Raw genomic sequence first — 19914 nt, forward strand, 5'->3', positions numbered from 1 at the left:
GCGTAGAGCGTGGTCGGCACGTGGCTCAGTTGCCGGACGGGGGTGTGGAATCCGCTGGCGGTGTCGTCGGGAACAGGTCCGTCGTCGTTCCGCGGTAGTCAGCTCCGTTCAAGCTCGCGATCGCGTACACGTCGACCGAGCCTGCCGTCACAGGCACTATCGGTGGGGACTCTCCGGCGTTCCAGCGCGCGTAGCCAGGGAAAACGGGGCCGCTGCCATCTGGGTTCGCATGCCACCTCGCGGTGTACTGCAGATTCACACCGTTGGGCTGAGGCGGTTCGTTGATCAGCAGCGCGCTGTTCTGCTGAGCGGTCTTGATACTGACCGCGGTGTTCAGCGCTGCGACGACGCCACCGGAGGTCGAATCGGTACAGAACTGCTCTCCAGGGCCTCCACACGCGGCGATGGTGAATGAAGCCGCGCTGTTGTACACGCCGGCGGGCACCCCCGTCCATTGCGCACCCGGCGCGAGCGGCGTGCTCTGCCCGTCAATTGTGAATACGTAGTGGTCGACACCGTTCTGCGAGGGCATGGTCACCGTTCCGTCCCATTGGTCAGCAGACGTGGGTGTGGCGGAGACCGTCCCGCTCGCGGTCCTGGACGGAACCGAGTAGGTCTGTGCGTCAATGTACGCGACGTTGCAACCGGGTCCATTGTCTGAGACGACTGCGTATCGCTGACTGCCGCCGTTCGGCTCGTTATCCGTGGTCGGACTGCTGGACCCAATGGAGCCGCTCGTTAGCGACGAGCACGACGGAGATGCGTCTTGCCCGACCTGGTAGAGCCGGTATGTGACCGCGGTCGACCCGGCCGGATCGGCGGCTCCCCAACTGACTCGGACAGGTGAAACGCCTGCCTCGTTGCGTTCCGTGCTCGCTGTTGCGGACAGGTTGGTCGGGGGCCCCGGCGTCCCGATCGCAGTGCCAGCCGCGCTGCCCTTGTTCCACTGGACCACCGTGTTGTTGCGGTCGGCGTCGTTCCGGGCAGAGACGGTCGCCGTGTACTGCGCTCCGCTCTGCGCCCCCGTGAACGACGTGCTCGTCGCGGTCCCCGTGCTCCTCGTGACCGTCAACCCCGGTCCGGAGATGGTGACCACGTAGTTGTCCACGGCACTGCCGTTGTTCGGCGCGGGCACCGCGTTCCAGTTCACGTCGACCTGGTTCGGCGTGTCCGGGTTCGGCTTCACGGTGATCCCGGTCGGCGGTGCCGGCACGTAGTCGGCGCTCATCGGCGCGGACTGCGCCGACGGCACGCTGTCGCCGACGGCGTTGGTCGCCGTCACCGAGAACCGGTACGAGGCCTTCGGGTCCAGCCCTGTCAGCTGGCAGACCGTGGCCGTGCCGCAGTCCTTCGACACCCCGTCGGTCCCGGTGACCCGGTACCCGGTGATCGGCGAGTTGTTCGCCTGCGGCGTCGACCACGTCAGCGTCACCTGACCGCCGTCGTACGACCCGGTGCGGGTCGGAGCGCCCGGAGCGTCGGGGACGTCCTGCACGGAGATCGTGACGTCGCCCCACACGTACCGGTCCGGGTCGTCGGTGGCGTCCGCGACCTGGTACTGCAGGTGCGCGTCGACCGGCTTCGCGGACGAGGACACCTGGACCTGCAATCGCGACTTGTCGGCGCTCGGCGTGACGCTCACGCCGGCGGGCAGGCCGCCACCGAGCCCGCGGATCGCCACGACACGGAGTCGCTCGCCCGGGAACGGGTTGGTCGGCTGGTCGTTGGCGAGCACGTTGATGGAGGTCGTCTCGCCGCGCTTGGCGATGCTCGTGTCGGCGCCGGGCTGGACGAGCGGACGAGTGGACGCGACGACCGACACGCTGATGGTGCCCGCCCGTCCGGCGTTGGCGTCGTCCGCGACCCCCACGCCGATGGAGGACGTGGTGTCCTTCTTCGCGGTGTCGGCGACCGTGACGGTCAGCCGCTGCCCGACGACGGTCGCGGTGACCCCCTGGCTCGGCTGGCTGACGATGGAGTAGCGCAGCTCGGGGAGGTCCTTCGGGTACGGGTAGTCGGTGAGCTTCGCGAGGTCGACGGTGCGCGACTCCCCCGGCTGCATGTCGAGCGCGGACCCCGAGAACGCGGGCGGCTGGTTCGACCGGGGCAGCACCTTGATCGGCAGGACGAGCGTCGCCGTCCGGCCCTTGCCGCCGTTGGCGTTCGAGCCGTCCGTGACCTCGAACGAGATCGACGCGTTCCCGTAGTACAGCTTCGCCGAGGTGAACTGCAGCGTCGACGAGTCCACGACGAGGTCTTGGCCGTTGGCGTGGGTGGCCTTGACGGTGCCGTCGTCCGTGATCTTCGCGGTCTGCCCGTTCGCGGTGACGACGTAGTCGGACAGCGGGATGCGGACCGTCGCCTCGCTCTTCACGGTGATGGCGGGGGCGGTGCGGTCGATCTGCGGGAGCGCGTCGTCGAACCCCGGCACGTTGATGAACCCGTACGAGACGACGTCCGGCCGGTCCTTGCGCGCGACCGAGAACGGGATCACCTGCGAGTCGTCCGTCAGCCGGACCTCGATGCGCTCGTCGTCCGTCAGCCGAGCCGTGTCGCCGTACCCGTCGACGACCCCGACGGTGAGGTCGGCAGCGGTGCCCTCGGCGAAGAAGACGTTCTTGAGGACGTCGACCGTGACGCTCTGCCGGCGGATGATGTCCTGCAGGTCGAGTGTCGTGTCGTCGACCTCCGGCCGCAACGGCTCGGCGTCCTTGTCGACCGTGACCGTGAGGAACGCCGTGCTCGACCCGCCGCTCTCGTTCGTCGCCGTGTAGAGGACGGCGAAGTCACCGCTCGTGGCGTCCGCGGGCGGGGTCACCCGGATCTGCTGCTTCCGGAGCACCTTCGCCCGCACGGCGGTGTCGGTGGGTTCGGCCTTCGTGACGGTGAGCTGGCCGCCCTCCGGGTCGGAGTCGTTCTGGAGCACGCGCACGGTGACGGAGCCGCCGGGGCGGATGGTCACGTGGTCGGCCTCGGCGACGGGGTTCGACGCCTGCTCGGCGCGCGGCGCGATGCCGACGCGGACGGTTCCCGTCGCCCGGGCGCCCAGTGCATCCACCACGGTGTAGGTGAACTCGTCGGTCCCGGCCGAGTAGTCACCGGCTTCGTAGGTGAGCGAGTCGGCGGAGACGTCGCTGACGGACCCCTTGTCGGGGTTCGAACCGACGCCGACCAGCTGGACCGAGTCGCCGTCGGGGTCGATGCCGTTGAGCGGGATCGAGATCCGCACGGACTTGCCCGCGACGACCCTGGCCGTGACGGTCTGCGGGACGGGCGGGTTGTTCGTCGCCGTGTCCTTGTCGCGGACCGAGATCGACACGGTGGCGTCGGCGTACTGTCCGTCGGGCCCGGCGACGCGGTAGACCGCGGTGTAGTTGCCGGGGGTCTTCGGTGCGAGGTACCGGAGGTGGTCGCCCGAGACGAAGAGCAGGCCGCCGTCGCCCGGGACGTTCTGGACGAGGTCCGGCTGCAGGGTGAGGGGTTCGCCCTCGGGCTGGGTGTCGTTGTCCAGCACGGGGATGTTCGCGACGTCCCCGACCCGCACGGTGGCGGTGTCGGGCTGGGCCACCGGCGGCTGGATGCGGTCGGGCTTCGGGATCTCGACGACGGTGATCGAGCCGGTCGCCGACGCGAGTCCGTTCGTCTCCGTGTAGCCGAACGTGACCGGACCGTCGAGCGGCGCCGTCAGCGTGATCCGGACCGTGTGCTGGTCGAGCACGCTCGCCTGCACGCCGGACGCCCGGTCCGGCTGGTCGATCGCGGTGACGAGGAGCACGCCGCCCGCGGGGTCGATGTCGGTCGCCGTGACGTCGGTGTCCTTCGTCGACAACGTGTTGACGAAGACCGTCTTCGGCGTGGTGATCGGCGGCGTCGAGGCGTCCGGCGGCGCCTGGATGGTGACCCGGACCACACCGCTGGTCGTCTTCGAGCCGTCCGTCACGGTGTACTCGAGCTGGTGGTCGCCGGCTCCGGCGCCGACGACACGGAACGTGCCGGAGTCGTAGCTCGGCGTGACCGTGAGGCCCTTGGACGACGACACGCTCGTCAGGGTGACCGTCCCGTTGCCGCCGCGGACGTGGTCGAGCGGGTCGACGGTGAACGCCTTGCCGGCGTAGCCCGCCACCGGGAACGCGTCGGCGTAGAGCGGGACGCTGCCGGCCTTCGCGACCGCGACGGTCAGGGAGCCGCGACCGTCGGCCTGGCCGTCGCTCACGACCAGCTGCACGGAGCGGTCGCCGGTCCGGCCGCTCTTGTTGCGGTAGTTGAGGAGCCCGTCGGGCGTCGTCGACACGGTGTCGCCGTCGGACGCCGTCGCGGACTTCAGGTACACCGGATCGCCGTCCGGGTCGACCCAGTCGCCGAGCACGTTGGTCACGACGTGCCCGTTCTGCACGACGTTCGCGCTGGTGTCGCGGACCTGCCGCGGAGCGTCGTTCTCGGACGGCTGCCGCACGGTGACCCGGACGGTCGCGGTGTCGGACCCACCGTTGCCGTCCGTGATCGTGTAGGGGAACGAGACGGTGCCGCGCGCGCGGTCGGAGAGCGTGATCTGCAGCCGCTGGCCCTCCGCGACGATCGCGACGCGACCGATCGCGTCGTCGATCTTCCCGACCTCGCTCACGATGATGGGGTCGCCGTTGGGGTCGTAGTCGTTGAGCAGGACCGGGAGGCTCGTGGTGCGTCCCGGACGCGCACCCAGTCGGTCGTCCACCGCGACCGGCGGTTTCTGGTCCTTCTCGACCTGCGGGTCGTCGTCGGAGACCTGCTCCTGCTGCTGGTCGTCGTCCTTCTTGATGAGGTCGGACCAGTTGTCGATGAGCTGACCGCTGCGGTCGATCGCCCACGACTTGCCGCTGTCGGGGTCGTTGGCGACGATCGTGCTGCCGTTGTGCAGGATCTGGAGGTCGCCGGAACCGGCAGCACTCTGCAGCCGCTGCACCGCGCGACCGTCGCACGTGTCGACGGCTTGTCCACCGGCCCAGGCCGCGTAGACGCACGATCCGTCGACGTACGGCCGGGCCGCGCGACCGGACACCGTCAACGGGGTCGCGTCGACCGCACCGTTCGCCGAGACCCGGACGATGCCGGCCGTCCCGGCGACGACGACGCTCGTGCCGTCGGCCGTGGAGCGCTGCAGGGCGGGCTGTGCACCCACCCGGTCACCGAGTTCGACGCGGTCGCCGTCGACCGCGAGGACGCCGTCGGTCCGGTCGAGCACGGCGACGTGCTGCCCGAACGCTGCGACCTGGAGGTCGTGCTCGGCGTCCATCCGCACGGTCCACTTCTGCGCGACGGACGGCGTCGCCCCGAGCGCGACGAGCGAGGCGGTCGACGTCTTCGGGGAGTAGACCGCCACGTGGTCGTCGGACGCGTCGAACACCGCGTCGGCGCCGAGCGTCAGATCGGCCTTGGCGGAGGCATCGAAGTCGGCGAGGTCCGCCGCCGGGGTCGTCCAGAGCTCGCCGGTGTCGGCGTTCCCGATGACCGCCGACGAGCCGGCGAAGAACACCTGCGGCGACCCGGCGGGCAGGGTGACGGGGTCACCCACGGTCGCATCGGCGACGTCGACCTTCGCGACGGTCCCCTTGGTCTGGTCGACGCTGTAGACGGTGGAGCCGCGCTGCAGCACCGCGAGCTGGTCCGTGGAGGTCTCCACCGCGGTGTTCAGCTCGAGGACCCCGGTGTTCGCCCGTCCGACGGCGCCGTACTGGGAGGACGGTACCCAGACGGTGCCGTCACCGAGGTCGACGCGCTGGGTGTGGTAGCCGCTCGAGGCCACGGCCGCGGTGGCGACGACGGCGCCGACGAGCACCGAGGCCGCGGTCGTGATCGCTGCCGACCGGTGCTTCGTGAGGAAGGCCCGGATCACCGGCCGCTCCCGATGGTCGCGCACCGCTGCGCGCTCGCTGCCCCGGTCTTGCCGTCACGGTTCACCGCGACGGAGATGCACTCCTCGTCCCCGCGCTGGCCGCTGACGACGAACGTGGTGCCCGACTGCTGACTGGACGCGCCGTTGGAGGAGACGACGTAGGTGTCACCGTCGGCCAGCCCGGGATCAGCCCAACGGAAGGTCACGGACGTCGCGCTCGTGCTCGCACGGACGTCCGACACGACCGGGATCGCCCCGCTGCCGAGTCGACCGACCACGACCACGGTCGCGATGGCCAGGGCGGCGACGACGACCACCGCCGACGAACCGGCCCAGAGCAGCGTGCTGCGGTTCCTGCGCCGCGCGCGGGTCGCCGATCCGGTGCGGTGCACCGTGCCGACGCTCTGCGCGCCGATCGCCGCGACGCCGCCCTGCACCGCTCGGCGCGCGCGGCGACGTCCTCCGACCCGGGTCGGCGGCTGGAGCTCGCGGATCATCGTGCGGTCCCCGTCCGGCGTCGGGGTGGCCACGGCCCACGCCTCGACCGCGACGTCCGCGGGGGTCTGCGGGATGCCGAGTTCGGCCTCGACCTGTTGGAAGCCCCGCACGAGCTCGAGCACGGTCGCCGGCCGCTGCTGCGGCTTCCGGGACATCGCGGTCGCGAGCAGTCGTTCGAGCGACGGCGGCACGTCGGTGCGGCCGGTGGGCTTCACGCCGCCCTTCTCGATCCGGCTCATCAGGTCGCCGGCGCCGTTCTTGCCGCCGCGGACCTCGAACGGGCTCCGCCCGGCGAGCAGCGAGTAGACGGTCGCGGCGAGCGAGTAGACCTCGGACTGGATCGTGCCGCGGGACTCGTCACCGAGGACCTCGGGCGCGGACCACGGGATCGACATGCCGATCGGCTCGTCCGGGTCGGACTCCCCCACGGTCGCCGCGATGCCGAAGTCGGACAGCACGGGGTTGCCGTACGCCGTGAGGAGGATGTTCGACGGCTTGATGTCGCGGTGCAGGACGCCTTCACGGTGAGCGGTCTCGAGCGCAGCACCGATGCGGATACCGATCGCGAGCACCTCGGACACGGGGACTGGCTCACGCCGGTACCGATCGCTGAGCGACGACGAGCAGAGCTCCATCACCAGGTACGGTCGGCCGTCGGACGCGACGCTCGCCTGGAAGACGGTGAGGATCGAGGGGTGGGTGCTCAGCCGGGCCATGAGGTTCGCCTCGGCCTGGAACATCTGCCGGACACGGTCGTCGACGACCTCGTCGAGCAGCACCTTCACCGCGACCTTGCGCCGCGGCATGTCCTGCTCGTAGAGGAAGACGTCCGCGAAGCCGCCGGAGCCGAGGACGTGCACGGGACTGAAGCCCGCGATCACGGGCGGGTCGGACGGCAGTCGTCGTGCCATGCTCCCCTCCTCCCCGACCGACGCACGGCCGGCACGCTCGTCACGGCCATGTCATTGTACGGAAGGCCACCGACGCCCAGCCGGGGGGCCGGACCACCTCCCAGGACCGGACTACCCCAGTTCGGGGGCCGTCAGTGGCGGGGCAGGGTGTCCTCGACGTCGCCGTCGTCGGGCGCCCCGTCGACCTGCAGCACGACGACCGTCACGTTGTCGCGTCCCCCCGCGACCACCGCGTCGCCGACGAGGCGTTCAGCGAGGTCCTGTGCGCCCTCGACGCGCGCAGCGATGCGGGCGATGCCGACGTCGCCGAGCTCCTTCGTCAGCCCGTCCGAGCAGACGATGTAGCGGTCGCCCTGCCGCAGCGGCAGGGTCCACCAGTCCGGCTCGGGCGGCTCACCGAACCCGACGGCGCGGGTGATGACGTTGCTGTCCGGGTGCCGTTCGGCGTCCTCGGCACGCAGGAGCCCCGCGTCCACCATCTCCTGCACGACCGAGTGGTCGACCGTCACGCGGCGGAGCACCCCGGCGTCGATGCGGTAGGTCCGCGAGTCCCCGACGTTGAACACGAGCGCCGCGGGCTGCCCCTGCGACGCCACGAGGGCGATCCCGGTGACGGTCGTGCCGGCCCCGATGGCGTTCCCGCCCGCGGCGCGCTCGATGTCGGCGGTCGCGAGGAGGAGCGCGCGTTGGATGCCCTGCCGGGTGGTGAAGGGCTGCTCGGAGACCTGCGCCAGCCGACGGACGACGGCGTCGCTGGCGCGGTCGCCCGCGAGGTGCCCGCCCATGCCGTCCGCGACCACGAAGAAGGGGGCCCCGACGATGTAGCTGTCCTCGTTGTGGTCACGTCGCCGACCCACGTCGGTCGCAGCGCCCCACGACAGGGTGAGGACGGCGCCGTCGGCACCGGGGACGTCGATGGCGTGCGCAGTGGCTGCTCGGCCGAGTTCGGTCACGTGTCTTCGATCGCTCTCTGGGGGTTCGGGGGCACGACGGTCAGGGAACCGGTCACGGCCAGTCCGGCGGGGCGGGGACGGGATCCCCCGGGGCCGCACGGAGGTGCGGCGAGAGGATCTCGACGGTGTTGCCGTCGCCGATCTCGACAACCGTACCCGTCAGCACCACCGCGGTCCCACCCGCCGGCATGCGGAAGGGCGCTCCGGCGACCGGGCGGACCACGGTGCCGTTCGTCGATCGGAGGTCCTCGACGACCGCGGCCTCACCGGAGGCCTGCACGAGCACGTGCGACGACGAGACCTGTCCGGATGCTGACCGCACGGTCACGAGCCGGGGTTCCGGCCCGCGCACGACGCGCGGGAGCGTGGGACGACGCCCGACGATCACGGGCCGGTCGAGCCGCACGACGTGGTCCCCGATGCGGACGGAGGGCACCCGCGCGGTGCGCGGTTCGGCCGGGAGGCGCGGTGCCGGTCCCGCGAGCGGTGCGGCTCCCAGGGGTGGTCGCGGGGGTGCCCCGCGGACGGTGTCGTCGGTCGTCGGCTCCGGCCCGGCCAGGGCGCCGCGGAGGACGGTGTCGTCGTCCGCGGGGCCCACGGGGCGCGGACGGATCACGGTGTCGCCGAGTGGGTCGGCAGCACGGTCCAGCCGGGTTCGGATGACCGTGTCGCCCAGGAGGTCGTCGCTCACAGCGTCGTCGTTCACGGGATCGTCGGCGGACGCGGTGCGGTGGCGTGGTCGGATGACGGTGTCGTCGATCTCGTCGTGAGTGTCGTCGTCGCGCACCCGAGCCCTCCCTCGCTGGTGTTCCAACCGTAGACGATGCCGGGACCGCGACGTCACAGCCGCTCCCACGCGGGTCTCGTCCGGGTCCGGACCAGTCGTGCCACGAGTGACGCCAGCGGATCGTCCGCGGCGGTCTCGAGCGCGTACACGGCACGGGTCTGGGCGCGGGCGTCGGACCCGAGCGCCCACGCACACCAGGCTGCGAGGGCCAACGCCCCGGCCGCTCCCTGAACACAGCCCTCCGGATCGCTCCCGGCTCGCCAGAACCGCCACGCCGCGGCCAGGCGGTCACCGGCCGTGCGCACCCGGTCGGGGTCCGGCGCGGGCCCCGCGCCGATCAGCGCAGGCGGCAGCCGGTCGGTGAAGGCGTCGAAGGGCACGACGGAGCGGGCGTCGCGCCCGGACGCATCGGCCACGTGCTCGAGCACGGCGAACCGCGTCGCGAGCGCGGCGCTCGTCGTGAGGACCGCGATCGACTCCGCGGGCGCCAGCGGGCGGCCCGCGGGTCCGGAGGTCAGGGCGGCGCAGGCCGCACGCAAGGTCACTGCGGCAGCGATCTCACGCGGGTACCGGATCGTTCGGTCGTGCTCGGACCGTGTCGTGGTGGGGATCATGCACGACATCGAAGCGCGATCCGTGCCTCCAGGCCGATCGGGAGCCGCCACCTGTGGACGGCGACCCGACCCGTGCGACCTGTGGAGGACGAACGCCGTCAGGCGGGGACGCCCTCGAGGGACTCGGCCACCAGGTCCCAGCCGTCCTGGGTGCGCTCGAGGACGACGCCGTTCTCCGCAGCCCAGGAGAGCAGCCCCTCGGCGGAGGCGACCGCCGCGCCCGTCCGGCCGAGCAACGCGACCAGGCGCCCCTTCGCGGTCTTGTTCCAGTGGTTGAGCGCCTTGCGGCGGCCGGAGCCGTCGACGCTCACCACCCGGGGCGCGAGCGCACCCGGCACCGGACCGAGCTGCCGGTAGCCCTCCGACCGGAGGTCCAGCACCACTCCGTCGGAGCGCGCGGCCAGCACCGGCGTCGAGACGGCCGGCCAGTGCGCGGCCAGCCGGAGGGTCCCGAGGCGGGAGTCGTGCGAGAGCCGGTACGCCGGGATCGCGTCCCCGGCACCGATCGGCCCGAACATCGCGGACTGCACCACGACGTGGTCGAACCACCACCGTCGGGTGGCGTCGTCGGCGCTCGGCGCACCGAGCGGGTCGTAGAGCACGCCCGTGTAGCGGTCGATCGCCGGCATCGTCGGCGAGGTCTCGAGCTCGAGGTTGCGGAAGCGCTCGGCGATCGACTTCGGACCGAGCTTCAGCGCCGTCCGCGCAGAGGACTCCTCGGAACTGACGGAGCGGGCCGCGGTGATCACCGCGGCCCGCTCGTCGGACAGTTCCGGGAACGACAGCGCACGCAGGTCGAGTGTGCGGTCGGTGTCCCCGCCCTCCCGCTTCGTCTCCGAAGGCGGGAGGAGGACGGTCAGTCCGGTCAGGACGCCAGCGCGGCCTGCCGCGCCACGATCGTGACCGTGTCGTGCTCGACCGACAGGAAGCCGTCGGCGGCGTCCGCCGTCACCGTCGAGCCGTCGGCCCGGGTGATGCGGACCTGACCCTCGGCGAGGGTGGCGAGCAGCGGCTCGTGCCCCGCGAGGACACCGATCTGGCCCTCCGTCGTGCGTGCCACGACCATGGTGGCGTCGCCCGACCAGACCTCGCGGTCGGCCGAGACGACGCTCACGGTGAGTGCCGCCATGTCAGCGGTTCTCCTTCTGGATCTGCGCCCACTTCTCTTCGACGTCGTTGATGCCACCGACGTTGAAGAACGCCTGCGTCGCAACGTGGTCGAACTCGCCGTCGGCGATCGCGCGGAACGACTCGATGGTGTCCTTCAGCGGGACGGTCGAACCCTCGACGCCCGTGAACTTCTTCGCCATGTACGTGTTCTGCGAGAGGAACTGCTGGATACGACGAGCGCGCTCGACGGTGATCTTGTCCTCTTCGGAGAGTTCGTCCACACCGAGGATCGCGATGATCTCCTGCAGTTCCTTGTTCTTCTGGAGGATCTGCTTGACACGCGTCGCGGTCTCGTAGTGGTCGGCGCCCAGGTACCGGGGGTCCATGATCCGCGACGTGGAGGTCAGCGGGTCGATGGCCGGGTACAGACCCTGCGACGCGATCTCACGGGAGAGCTCGGTCGTGGCGTCGAGGTGCGCGAACGTGGTCGCCGGCGCCGGGTCGGTGTAGTCGTCGGCCGGCACGTAGATCGCCTGCAGCGAGGTGATCGAGTGACCACGCGTCGAGGTGATGCGCTCCTGGAGCACACCCATCTCGTCGGCGAGGTTCGGCTGGTAACCCACCGCGGACGGCATGCGGCCGAGCAGCGTGGAGACCTCGGAACCGGCCTGCGTGAACCGGAAGATGTTGTCGATGAAGAGGAGCACGTCCTGCTTCTGGACGTCACGGAAGTACTCCGCCATCGTCAGGGCCGACAGGGCCACGCGGAGACGCGTTCCCGGCGGCTCGTCCATCTGGCCGAACACGAGGGCGGTCTTGTCGAAGACGCCCGCCTCTTCCATCTCGCCGATGAGGTCGTTGCCCTCACGGGTGCGCTCACCGACACCGGCGAACACCGAGACACCACCGTGGTCCTGCGCAACGCGCTGGATCATCTCCTGGATGAGGACGGTCTTGCCGACGCCCGCACCACCGAAGAGACCGATCTTGCCACCCTGCACGTACGGGGTGAGGAGGTCGATCGACTTGATGCCCGTCTCGAACATCGTGGTCTTGGACTCGAGCTGGTCGAAGGCCGGGGCCTTGCGGTGGATCGGCCAGCGCTCGGTGACCTCGATGGCCTCGTCGGTGTTGAGCACGTTGCCCAGCACGTCGAAGACCTTGCCCTTGGTGACGTCGCCGACGGGGACCGAGATCGGAGCGCCCGAGTCACGGACCTCCTGGCCACGGACCAGACCGTCGGTCGGCTTCAGCGAGATGGCGCGGACGAGGTCGTCGCCGAGGTGCTGCGCGACCTCGAGGCCGATCTCCTGCGAGGAGTCACCGATGGTGATCGTCGTGTGCAGGAGGTTGTAGATTTCGGGGATGGCGTCGTGGGGGAACTCGATGTCGACGACGGGACCCGTGACACGGGCGATCCGGCCGACACCGGGCGCCGACGACGTCTCGACCGCGGTGGTGGCGGTGTCGGTCATGGCTGGTGCCTTCCTGAGGGTGGGTAACTGTCCGCGAACGACGCGGACTACTTCTTCTTCGACGAGAGGGCGTCGGCGCCGCCGACGATCTCGGAGATCTGCTGCGTGATCTCGGCCTGACGCGCGTTGTTCGCGAGGCGGGTGAAGTCACGGATGAGGGAGTCCGCGTTGTCACTCGCCGACTTCATGGCCTTCTGGCGGGCGGCGTGCTCGGAAGCGGCCGACTGCAGCATGGCGTTGAAGATGCGGCTCTCGATGTAGACCGGGAGCAGGGCGTCGAGCACGGCGTCCGCGTCGGGCTCGAACTCGTACAGCGGGAGCGGCTCGTCGTTCGACGGCGCCTCGACCCCCTCGACGACCTCGAGCGGGAGCAGCCGGACGACCTGCGGCTCCTGCGTCGCGATGCTCACGAAGCGGTTGAACACGATGTGGATCTCGTCCACCCCGCCCTCGGCCGTGTCCTGGAGGAACTTGCCGACGACGGCGTCGCCGATCTCCTTGGCGGTCGAGAACTCGGGCTGGTCGGTGCCGCCGACCCACTGCTGCTCGGACGGGCGCTCACGGAAACCGAAGTACCCCACGGCCTTGCGGCCGACCAGGTAGAACACGACCTCCTTGCCCTCGCTGCGGAGGAGGGACGCGAGTTCCTCACCCTGCTTGAGGACGTTCGTGCTGAACGCACCGTTCAGACCGCGGTCCGAGGTGAACAGCACCACCGCGGCTCGCGTCGACGACTCGGGCTCCGTGGTCAGCACGTGGTCGACGTTCGAGAACGTCGCCACGGCCGACACGGCCCGCGTCACGGCCCGCGAGTACGGACCGGACGCGGCCATGCGGGCCTGTGCCTTCTGGATCCGCGACGCCGAGATCAGTTCCATCGCGCGCGTGACCTTCTTCGTGGTCTTCGCGGACTTGATCCTCTGTCGGTAGACCCGGACCTGCGCTGCCATCTAGCGACGACCCTTGACGATCTGCTCCTGGTCGACGTCCTCGGAGGACGCGGACTCGAACTGCTCCGAGCCGAGCGTCTTGCCGTCGCTCGTCTGGAAGCCCTTCGTGAAGGCGTCGATCTCGCGGTCCATCGCGGCGACGGTCTCGTCGCTGAGCTGGTTGGTCTCGCGCAGGGTGGTGAGGATGTCCGAGTTGCGGCGGAGGTGCTCGAGCAGCTCCGACTCGAAGCGGAGGACGTCCGACACCGGGACCTCGTCGAGCTTGCCGTTGGTGCCGGCCCAGATCGAGACGACCTGCTCCTCGACCGGGTACGGCGAGTACTGCGGCTGCTTGAGGAGCTCGGTCAGACGCGCACCGCGGTCGAGCTGACGCCGCGACGCCTGGTCGAGGTCGGACGCGAACATCGCGAACGCCTCGAGCGAGCGGTACTGCGCGAGCTCGAGCTTGAGCGTGCCGGAGACCTTCTTGATCGACTTGACCTGCGCGTCACCGCCGACACGCGACACCGAGATGCCCACGTCGACCGCCGGACGCTGGTTCGCGTTGAAGAGGTCGGACTGCAGGAAGATCTGGCCGTCGGTGATCGAGATCACGTTGGTCGGGATGTACGCCGACACGTCGTTCGCCTTGGTCTCGATGATCGGGAGACCCGTCATCGAACCGGCGCCGAGGTCGTCGGACAGCTTCGCGCAACGCTCCAGCAGGCGGGAGTGCAGGTAGAAGACGTCACCCGGGTAGGCCTCGCGGCCCGGCGGACGGCGGAGGAGGAGGGACACGGCACGGTAGGCCTCGGCCTGCTTCGACAGGTCGTCGAAGATGATCAGGACGTGCTTGCCGCCGTACATCCAGTGCTGGCCGATGGCCGAACCGGTGTACGGGGCGAGATACTTGAAGCCGGCCGGGTCGGAGGCGGGTGCCGCGACGATGGTGGTGTACTCCATCGCACCGGCGTCCTCGAGCGCGCCCTTGACGGAGGCGATCGTGGAGCCCTTCTGACCGATGGCGACGTAGATGCAGCGGACCTGCTTGTCGACGTCGCCCGAGTCCCAGTTGGCCTTCTGGTTGATGATCGTGTCGATCGCGATCGCCGTCTTGCCGGTCTGGCGGTCGCCGATGATCAGCTGGCGCTGACCGCGGCCGACGGGGATCATCGCGTCGATGGCCTTGATGCCGGTCTGGAGCGGCTCGTGCACCGACTTGCGGGACATGACGCCGGGTGCCTGGAGCTCGAGGGCACGACGGCCCTCGGCCGGGATCTCGCCGAGACCGTCGATCGGGTTCCCGAGCGGGTCGACGACGCGTCCGAGGAAGCCGTCGCCGACCGGGGCCGAGAGGACCTCGCCGGTGCGGGTGACTTCCTGGCCCTCTTCGATGCCGTCGAACTCGCCGAGCACGATGGCGCCGATCTCGTCCTCGTCGAGGTTCTGCGCGAGGCCGAGCGTGCCGTCCGCGAAGCGGATGAGCTCGTTGGCCATGACGCCGGGGAGGCCCTCGACGTGCGCGATGCCGTCACCGGCGTCGGTGACGTGCCCGACCTCGGCCGTGGAGGCCTTCGTCGGCTCGTAGTTCGAGACGAAGTCCTTCAGGGCATCACGGATCTCATCGGGGCTGATGGTGATGTCTGCCATGGGATTTTCCTTGTTGGTTTCCGGGGCCCTTCGGCTCCGAGAGGGTGATGCTGCCGTCACGACGACAGTTCCCGTTGTGGACTCTGGGTGGGGCGGCTTCGACGGTACGCTCAGCCGGCCAGCTGGAGCCGGAGCTCCGCCAGGCGCGTGGACACGGTGCCGTCGATGACGTCGCCGCCGATCTGCACCCGGACCCCGCCGACGACCGAGGGGTCGACGACCTGGTTGATGCTGATGTCCTTGCCGTACCGCTCGCCGAGACCGCGGGCCACGCGGGCGGACTGTCCGGCGTCGAGCGGCGTCGCGGTGATGACGGTCGCGACGAGCTTGTCCGCCTGGTCGGCCACGATGCGGCTCGCGTCGCGGACCAGCTCGCCGATCCGACGGCCACGCGGCTGCTGCACGAGCGCCGAGAGGATCGTCACGGTCTGCTGCGACGCCTTGGAGCCGAGCAGCCGCTCGACGAGCGCGCCCTTCTCCGCCGGGCTGCCGAGCTTGGTGCCGAGCGCCAGCTCGAGGTCGGCGTCCGAACGGACGGCGGTCTCGAAGGCGAACAGCTCCGACTCGATGGAGGACTCCGACCCCGCAGTGGCGGCGACGGCGCGGATGCCCGCGTCCTCGATGCCCGCGAGGAGGTCCTGCTGCGAGGACCAGCGCGAGCCGGCCACCGCGGTCAGGACCGCACGCGTCGCGTCCGACTGACCGGCGAAGACGCGGTCGAGGACGACCTTCTTGCCGGCCGGGTCGGCCGTCGGGTCGGACAGCAGACCGAGCAGCTGCGGCGCACCGGCGATCGCACGCCCGGAGGCGAGGATCTCGGCACCCGTGGCCAGGTCGGCGCTGCTGCCGAGGTCGGCGAGCACCGCCCTCGTGGACGCGAGTGCTTCCCTGGTGGCGCTGCGCATGCTCAGCGCTCCCCGGCCTTGGACGCCTCGAGGTCCGCGAGGAAGCGGTCCACGACGGCGTTCGACTTCGCGTCGTCCTTGAGGGACTCCCCGATCACACCGGACGCGAGGTCCAGTGCGAGCGAGCCGACCTCGGTGCGGAGCGACTGGAGCGCGCTCTGGCGCTCGGCCTCGATCTGCGCCTGGGCGTTCGCGGTGATGCGGGCGGCATCGGCGGCAGCCTGCTCGCGGACCTCGTTGCCGATGGCGGTTGCGTCTGCACGGGCCTGCTCACGGATGCGCGACGCCTCGGCACGCGCTTCCGCCAGCTGCTTGTTGTACTCGTCGAGCGCAGCGGCGGCCTGCTCCTGAGCGGCCTCCGCCTTCTTGATGCCACCTTCGATGGCCTCGGTGCGCTCGTCGAGCATCTTCGTGATCCGCGGGATGATGACCCAGTAGAAGACCGCGAGGATGATGACGAACGCAACGGCCGACCACACGATGTCGTACACCGGCGGGACGAGAGGACTGTGCGTCTCCTCCGCCGCGATGATCAGTGCGTTCTGCATCGAGGGGCCTTAGTTGGTGCCGGTGAAGATGAAGTACGTCGCGATGCCGATGAAGGCAAGGGCCTCGGTGAAGGCGATACCGATGTACATGAGGGTCGTCAGACGGCCCTGGAGCTCCGGCTGGCGAGCGACGGACTCGATCGTCTTGCCGACGACGATGCCCACGCCGATGGCCGGGCCGATCGCTGCGAGGCCGTAGCCAACCGTCGCGATGTTGCCGTTGATTGCCGCGAGAACGGTCGTTGCGTCCACGTGTTTTCCTTTCAGGTGCGACCCGGCGGATGCCGTGCCGTATGGGGGTCAGTGCAGGTCAGTGCTCGTCAGCCAGCGCGAGCTGGATGTACACAGCGGTCAGCAGCATGAAGACGTACGCCTGCAGCAGCGCGACCAGGATCTCGAAGAAGCTGAACGCGATGCCGAACGCGAGCGTCCCGACACCGAAGAGCTTGAAGGCGCCCTCGGTGTCGAACAGGAAGAACTGCGTCGCCGCGAAGAACAGGACGAGCAGCAGGTGCCCGACGACCATGTTCATGAGCAGTCGCAGCGTCAGCGTCACCGGACGGAGCACGAAGGTCGAGACGAGCTCGATCGGCGTCACGATGATGTAGAGCGGCCACGGGACCCCGGGCGGGAAGAGCGCATTGCGCAGGAACGCGCCGGGGTGCTTCTTGAGGCCCGCGTAGATGAACGCCACGTAGGCGACGACCGCGAGGATCAGCGGGTACGCGATGCGGCTGGTGCCCTGCAGGTTGAACCCGGGGATCAGACCCGTCAGGTTCAGGAACAGCACCGAGAAGAAGATGGTGGCGAGGATCGGCAGGAACCGCTTGCCGTCCTTCTCGCCGAGGTTGTCGAACGTGTTGCGACGGACGACGTCGAACGCGTACTCGATGAGCGCCTGACCGCGACCGGGCACGAGCTTCATCGAGCGGGTCCCGACGATGCCGATGACCAGCAGGACGGCGACGGCGATGAAGCGGATGATGACGAGGCGGTCGATCTCGAACGGCGTGCCCGCGAAGAGGAGCGCGTCAGGGAAGAACTCGTTGATCGACGGACCATGGAACTCGGCGGCCTGGCTGCTCCCCGCCGCGACGGAGTTGACCGCAGCGGTGAGGGACAGGGGAAGAGCGTGGGATAGCAGCGCTGTCTCCTGTGTCGGCGCGCGCACACACGGCACGCGATGGTGGACTTTGTGGAGGCTCGTCCGCTCCGAGCGCAGGCTCCGGACGCGGACTTCGAGAAGCCTATCAGGTGCGGGAGGCTTCCCGGGCTCTCAGTTGCGGGTGTCGCTCTTCCCAGGAGCCGAGGAGGAACCGGGGAGCGGCACGTCGATCGGGACCCGCGCGGTGGCGACCGCCACGACGTCGATGACGAGCGAGCCGACCACGCCGACGATGATCACGATCGCGAGGGTCGGGAAGTCGACCCAGTCCCGGCCGCGGAGCAGGAAGAGCGCGACGAGGAACAGCACGAACTTCAGCAGCCACGTCCCCATGACGATGCCGAAGAACGCGCCGGAGATCATCTGGCCCTTCGAGGCACGGAGCGCGACCAGGACGGACAGCGCGGTCAGCCCGAGGAACACGACGCTCAGCACCGCGCCGAGCAGGCCCCCGACGAGCCCGGGCGTGCCGGAGACGAGGAGCCCCACGACTCCCCCGACGACGGCGAGGCCGAGCGCGAGCAGGCCCGCCCAGACGAGGATGCGGCGGAACACCGGCCGGACGTGGTCGAGCGCGTTCGGTGCGGTCACGTGATGTCTCCAGGGATCGTGCGGTCGTTGGCGGCCCGGTCGAGCGGGTCGAGGCTGGCGTCCACCACGGCGGCGGAGCGGTTGGCGGTCTGGGCGGCGATCTCGGTGCGCTTCCGGCCGAGCGGCGCGAACGTGGCGACGGCGCACACGGTGAACCCGACGGCCACGAACGCGACCACCCAGTACCAGTCGACGAACAGGAACAGGAGGCAACCGAACGCGACGGTGGCCGTCCAGGCGTAGAAGATGAGCACCGCGTGGAAGTGCGAGTGCCCCATGTCGAGGAGCCGGTGGTGCAGGTGCTTCCGGTCCGCCGAGAACGGCGACTTGCCGGCGCTGAGCCGTCGGGTGACCGCGAGGCCGAAGTCGAGGATCGGCACGATGAGGATCGCGAACGGCAGCAGGATCGGGATGAACGCCGGCAGCAGCGCCTGACGGGTCTGCACGGCAGCGGGGTCGATGTTGCCCGTCACGCTCACCGCGCTGGTGGCCATCAGGAAGCCCACGAGCAGCGCGCCGGCATCCCCCATGAACAGCTTCGCGGGGTGCCAGTTGAGGATGAGGAACCCGAAGCACGCCCCGACGAGGACGGCCGTCAACAGCGACGGCAGGTTGAAGAAGAACTCCGTCTGCACGACCACGCGGTTGATGAAGAACGTGTAGAGGAAGAACACCCCGCCGGCGATGATCGCGACCCCGGCCACGAGCCCGTCCAGGCCGTCGATGAAGTTCACGGCGTTCATCACCAGCACGACCGCCAGCACCGTGAAGATGAGGCTCATGTACGAGGAACCGACGCCGAGCGTGTTGCCGATCGGCAGCGAGACGATCGCGACCCCCTGCCACGCCAGGATGCCGGCGGCGATGATCTGCCCGGCGAGCTTCGTCATCCAGTCCAGGTCCCAGATGTCGTCCGCGACGCCGAGCACGACGATGATCGTCGCGCCGCCGAGCACCGCGAGCACGCGCCCCGGTTCGGAGAACACCAGCCGGAAGTAGTCCGTCCCGGCGATCGACGGGAACAGGAACCACGCCGCGAGCATCGCGACGATGACGCCGAGGTACATCGCGATGCCCCCGAGGCGCGGTGTCGGCGTACGGTGCACGTCGCGCTCGCGGACCTTCGGGTACCAGCCGTACCGGACCCCGAGCTTCCAGACCAGCCAGCTGATGCAGAAGCTCACGACCGCGGCGATGGCTCCCGCGAGCAGGTAGTACTTCACGCGACCAGGTCGGCCCCGACGACCCGCGCGATCTCGTCGTCCGGGATCACGCCGTGCCGCACGATCGTCAGCTTGCCCCCGGTCGAGAGCCCGGTCGCGTCGACGATCGTCGACCCGGTGGATGCCGCGAACCCGTCGTGCACCTCGATCGGCCCGCCGTCGAGGTACACCGAGACGCTGTCGCCGAGCATGCGCTCGGCCGCGTCGACGTCCATCGCCGCGGGGTCGCCCGTGCTGTTCGCCGAGGAGACCGCGAGCGGACCGACCTCCTGCAGGAGCTCGAGCGCGATCCGGGAGTCCGGCATGCGGAGCGCGACGGTGCCGCGGGTCTCGCCGAGGTCCCAGTCGAGCGACGGCTGCGCGCGGAGGATCACGGTGAGCCCGCCCGGCCAGAACTCGTCGACGAGGTCGCGCACCTGCTGCGGGACCTCGCTCGCGAGCGCGTCGAGCGTCGGCGGCCCGGGGATGAGCACGGGCGGCGGCGACTGCCGGGTGCGGCCCTTCGCGTCGAGCAGCCGCTGCACCGCGGACGCGCTGAACGCGTCGGCGGCGAGACCGTAGACGGTGTCGGTGGGCACGACGACGAGCTCTCCGCGTCCGAGTGCGGCACGTGCGAGCCGCATCCCGGTGAGGAGGCCGTCGGGGTCGGTGCAGTCGTATCGGGAGGCCATGACTCGCACGATGAT

At 70.0% G+C, this 19914-nt stretch carries 17 protein-coding genes; all 17 read right to left on the reverse strand.

Annotated elements, in window-relative coordinates; genetic code table 11:
* Positions 1-25: 25 nt before the first annotated feature.
* On the reverse strand, positions 26-5869 hold the full coding sequence (locus MON03_RS09350; protein ID WP_242088159.1) for an Ig-like domain-containing protein: 5844 nt from the start codon (positions 5867-5869) through the stop codon (positions 26-28).
* Positions 5866-7278 carry a serine/threonine-protein kinase gene (locus MON03_RS09355; RefSeq protein WP_242088160.1) on the reverse strand — a complete coding sequence of 471 codons (1413 nt, stop codon included), beginning with the start codon at positions 7276-7278 and terminating at the stop codon, positions 5866-5868. Before MON03_RS09355 ends, MON03_RS09350 begins: the two co-directional genes overlap by 4 nt.
* Before the next feature lie 131 nt (positions 7279-7409).
* A complete protein-coding gene (locus tag MON03_RS09360) occupies positions 7410-8231 on the reverse strand; it encodes a PP2C family protein-serine/threonine phosphatase (RefSeq protein WP_022904252.1) in 822 nt (273 codons plus the stop codon).
* 52 nt (positions 8232-8283) lie between these two features.
* A complete protein-coding gene (locus MON03_RS09365; protein WP_242088161.1) occupies positions 8284-9018 on the reverse strand; it encodes an FHA domain-containing protein in 735 nt (244 codons plus the stop codon).
* 53 nt (positions 9019-9071) lie between these two features.
* On the reverse strand, positions 9072-9632 hold the full coding sequence (locus MON03_RS09370; RefSeq protein WP_242088162.1) for a hypothetical protein: 561 nt from the start codon (positions 9630-9632) through the stop codon (positions 9072-9074).
* Positions 9633-9730: 98 nt separating this feature from the next.
* Positions 9731-10501, reverse strand: coding sequence for a YaaA family protein (locus MON03_RS09375; RefSeq protein ID WP_307839864.1), 771 nt, complete (start codon positions 10499-10501; stop codon positions 9731-9733).
* Entirely contained in the window at positions 10498-10761 is a 264-nt protein-coding gene (locus MON03_RS09380) for a F0F1 ATP synthase subunit epsilon (RefSeq protein WP_022905158.1), read from the reverse strand. Before MON03_RS09380 ends, MON03_RS09375 begins: the two co-directional genes overlap by 4 nt.
* A 1-nt stretch (position 10762) precedes the next feature.
* The gene (gene atpD, locus MON03_RS09385; RefSeq protein WP_242088163.1) at positions 10763-12217 is read right to left on the reverse strand and encodes a F0F1 ATP synthase subunit beta; all 1455 of its coding nucleotides are present in this window, start codon (positions 12215-12217) and stop codon (positions 10763-10765) included.
* Between the two features lie 47 nt (positions 12218-12264).
* The gene (locus tag MON03_RS09390; protein WP_022905155.1) at positions 12265-13167 is read right to left on the reverse strand and encodes a F0F1 ATP synthase subunit gamma; all 903 of its coding nucleotides are present in this window, start codon (positions 13165-13167) and stop codon (positions 12265-12267) included.
* The gene (gene atpA / locus MON03_RS09395) at positions 13168-14796 is read right to left on the reverse strand and encodes a F0F1 ATP synthase subunit alpha (RefSeq protein WP_022905154.1); all 1629 of its coding nucleotides are present in this window, start codon (positions 14794-14796) and stop codon (positions 13168-13170) included.
* A 110-nt stretch (positions 14797-14906) separates the two neighbouring features.
* Positions 14907-15701: a F0F1 ATP synthase subunit delta gene (locus MON03_RS09400; protein ID WP_022905153.1), complete on the reverse strand. Its 795-nt coding sequence runs from the start codon at positions 15699-15701 to the stop codon at positions 14907-14909.
* A gap of 2 nt (positions 15702-15703) precedes the next feature.
* Entirely contained in the window at positions 15704-16249 is a 546-nt protein-coding gene (locus MON03_RS09405; protein ID WP_022905152.1) for a F0F1 ATP synthase subunit B, read from the reverse strand.
* A gap of 9 nt (positions 16250-16258) precedes the next feature.
* Positions 16259-16501, reverse strand: a complete 243-nt coding sequence (gene atpE, locus MON03_RS09410) for an ATP synthase F0 subunit C (protein WP_022905151.1) — start codon at positions 16499-16501, stop codon at positions 16259-16261.
* 58 nt (positions 16502-16559) lie between these two features.
* On the reverse strand, positions 16560-17420 hold the full coding sequence (gene atpB / locus MON03_RS09415; RefSeq protein ID WP_502798666.1) for a F0F1 ATP synthase subunit A: 861 nt from the start codon (positions 17418-17420) through the stop codon (positions 16560-16562).
* 105 nt (positions 17421-17525) lie between these two features.
* A complete protein-coding gene (locus MON03_RS09420; RefSeq protein WP_022905149.1) occupies positions 17526-18005 on the reverse strand; it encodes a Cg1360 family ATP-synthase-associated protein in 480 nt (159 codons plus the stop codon).
* The gene (locus MON03_RS09425) at positions 18002-19228 is read right to left on the reverse strand and encodes an MraY family glycosyltransferase (RefSeq protein WP_022905148.1); all 1227 of its coding nucleotides are present in this window, start codon (positions 19226-19228) and stop codon (positions 18002-18004) included. Before MON03_RS09425 ends, MON03_RS09420 begins: the two co-directional genes overlap by 4 nt.
* Positions 19225-19899: an L-threonylcarbamoyladenylate synthase gene (locus MON03_RS09430; protein ID WP_022905147.1), complete on the reverse strand. Its 675-nt coding sequence runs from the start codon at positions 19897-19899 to the stop codon at positions 19225-19227. The genes MON03_RS09425 and MON03_RS09430 overlap by 4 nt, the downstream gene beginning before the upstream one ends.
* Between the last annotated feature and the right edge of the window lie 15 nt (positions 19900-19914).

The sequence above is a fragment of the Curtobacterium sp. DN_7.5 genome (assembly GCF_022655355.1).
Classification (GTDB): domain Bacteria; phylum Actinomycetota; class Actinomycetes; order Actinomycetales; family Microbacteriaceae; genus Curtobacterium; species Curtobacterium luteum.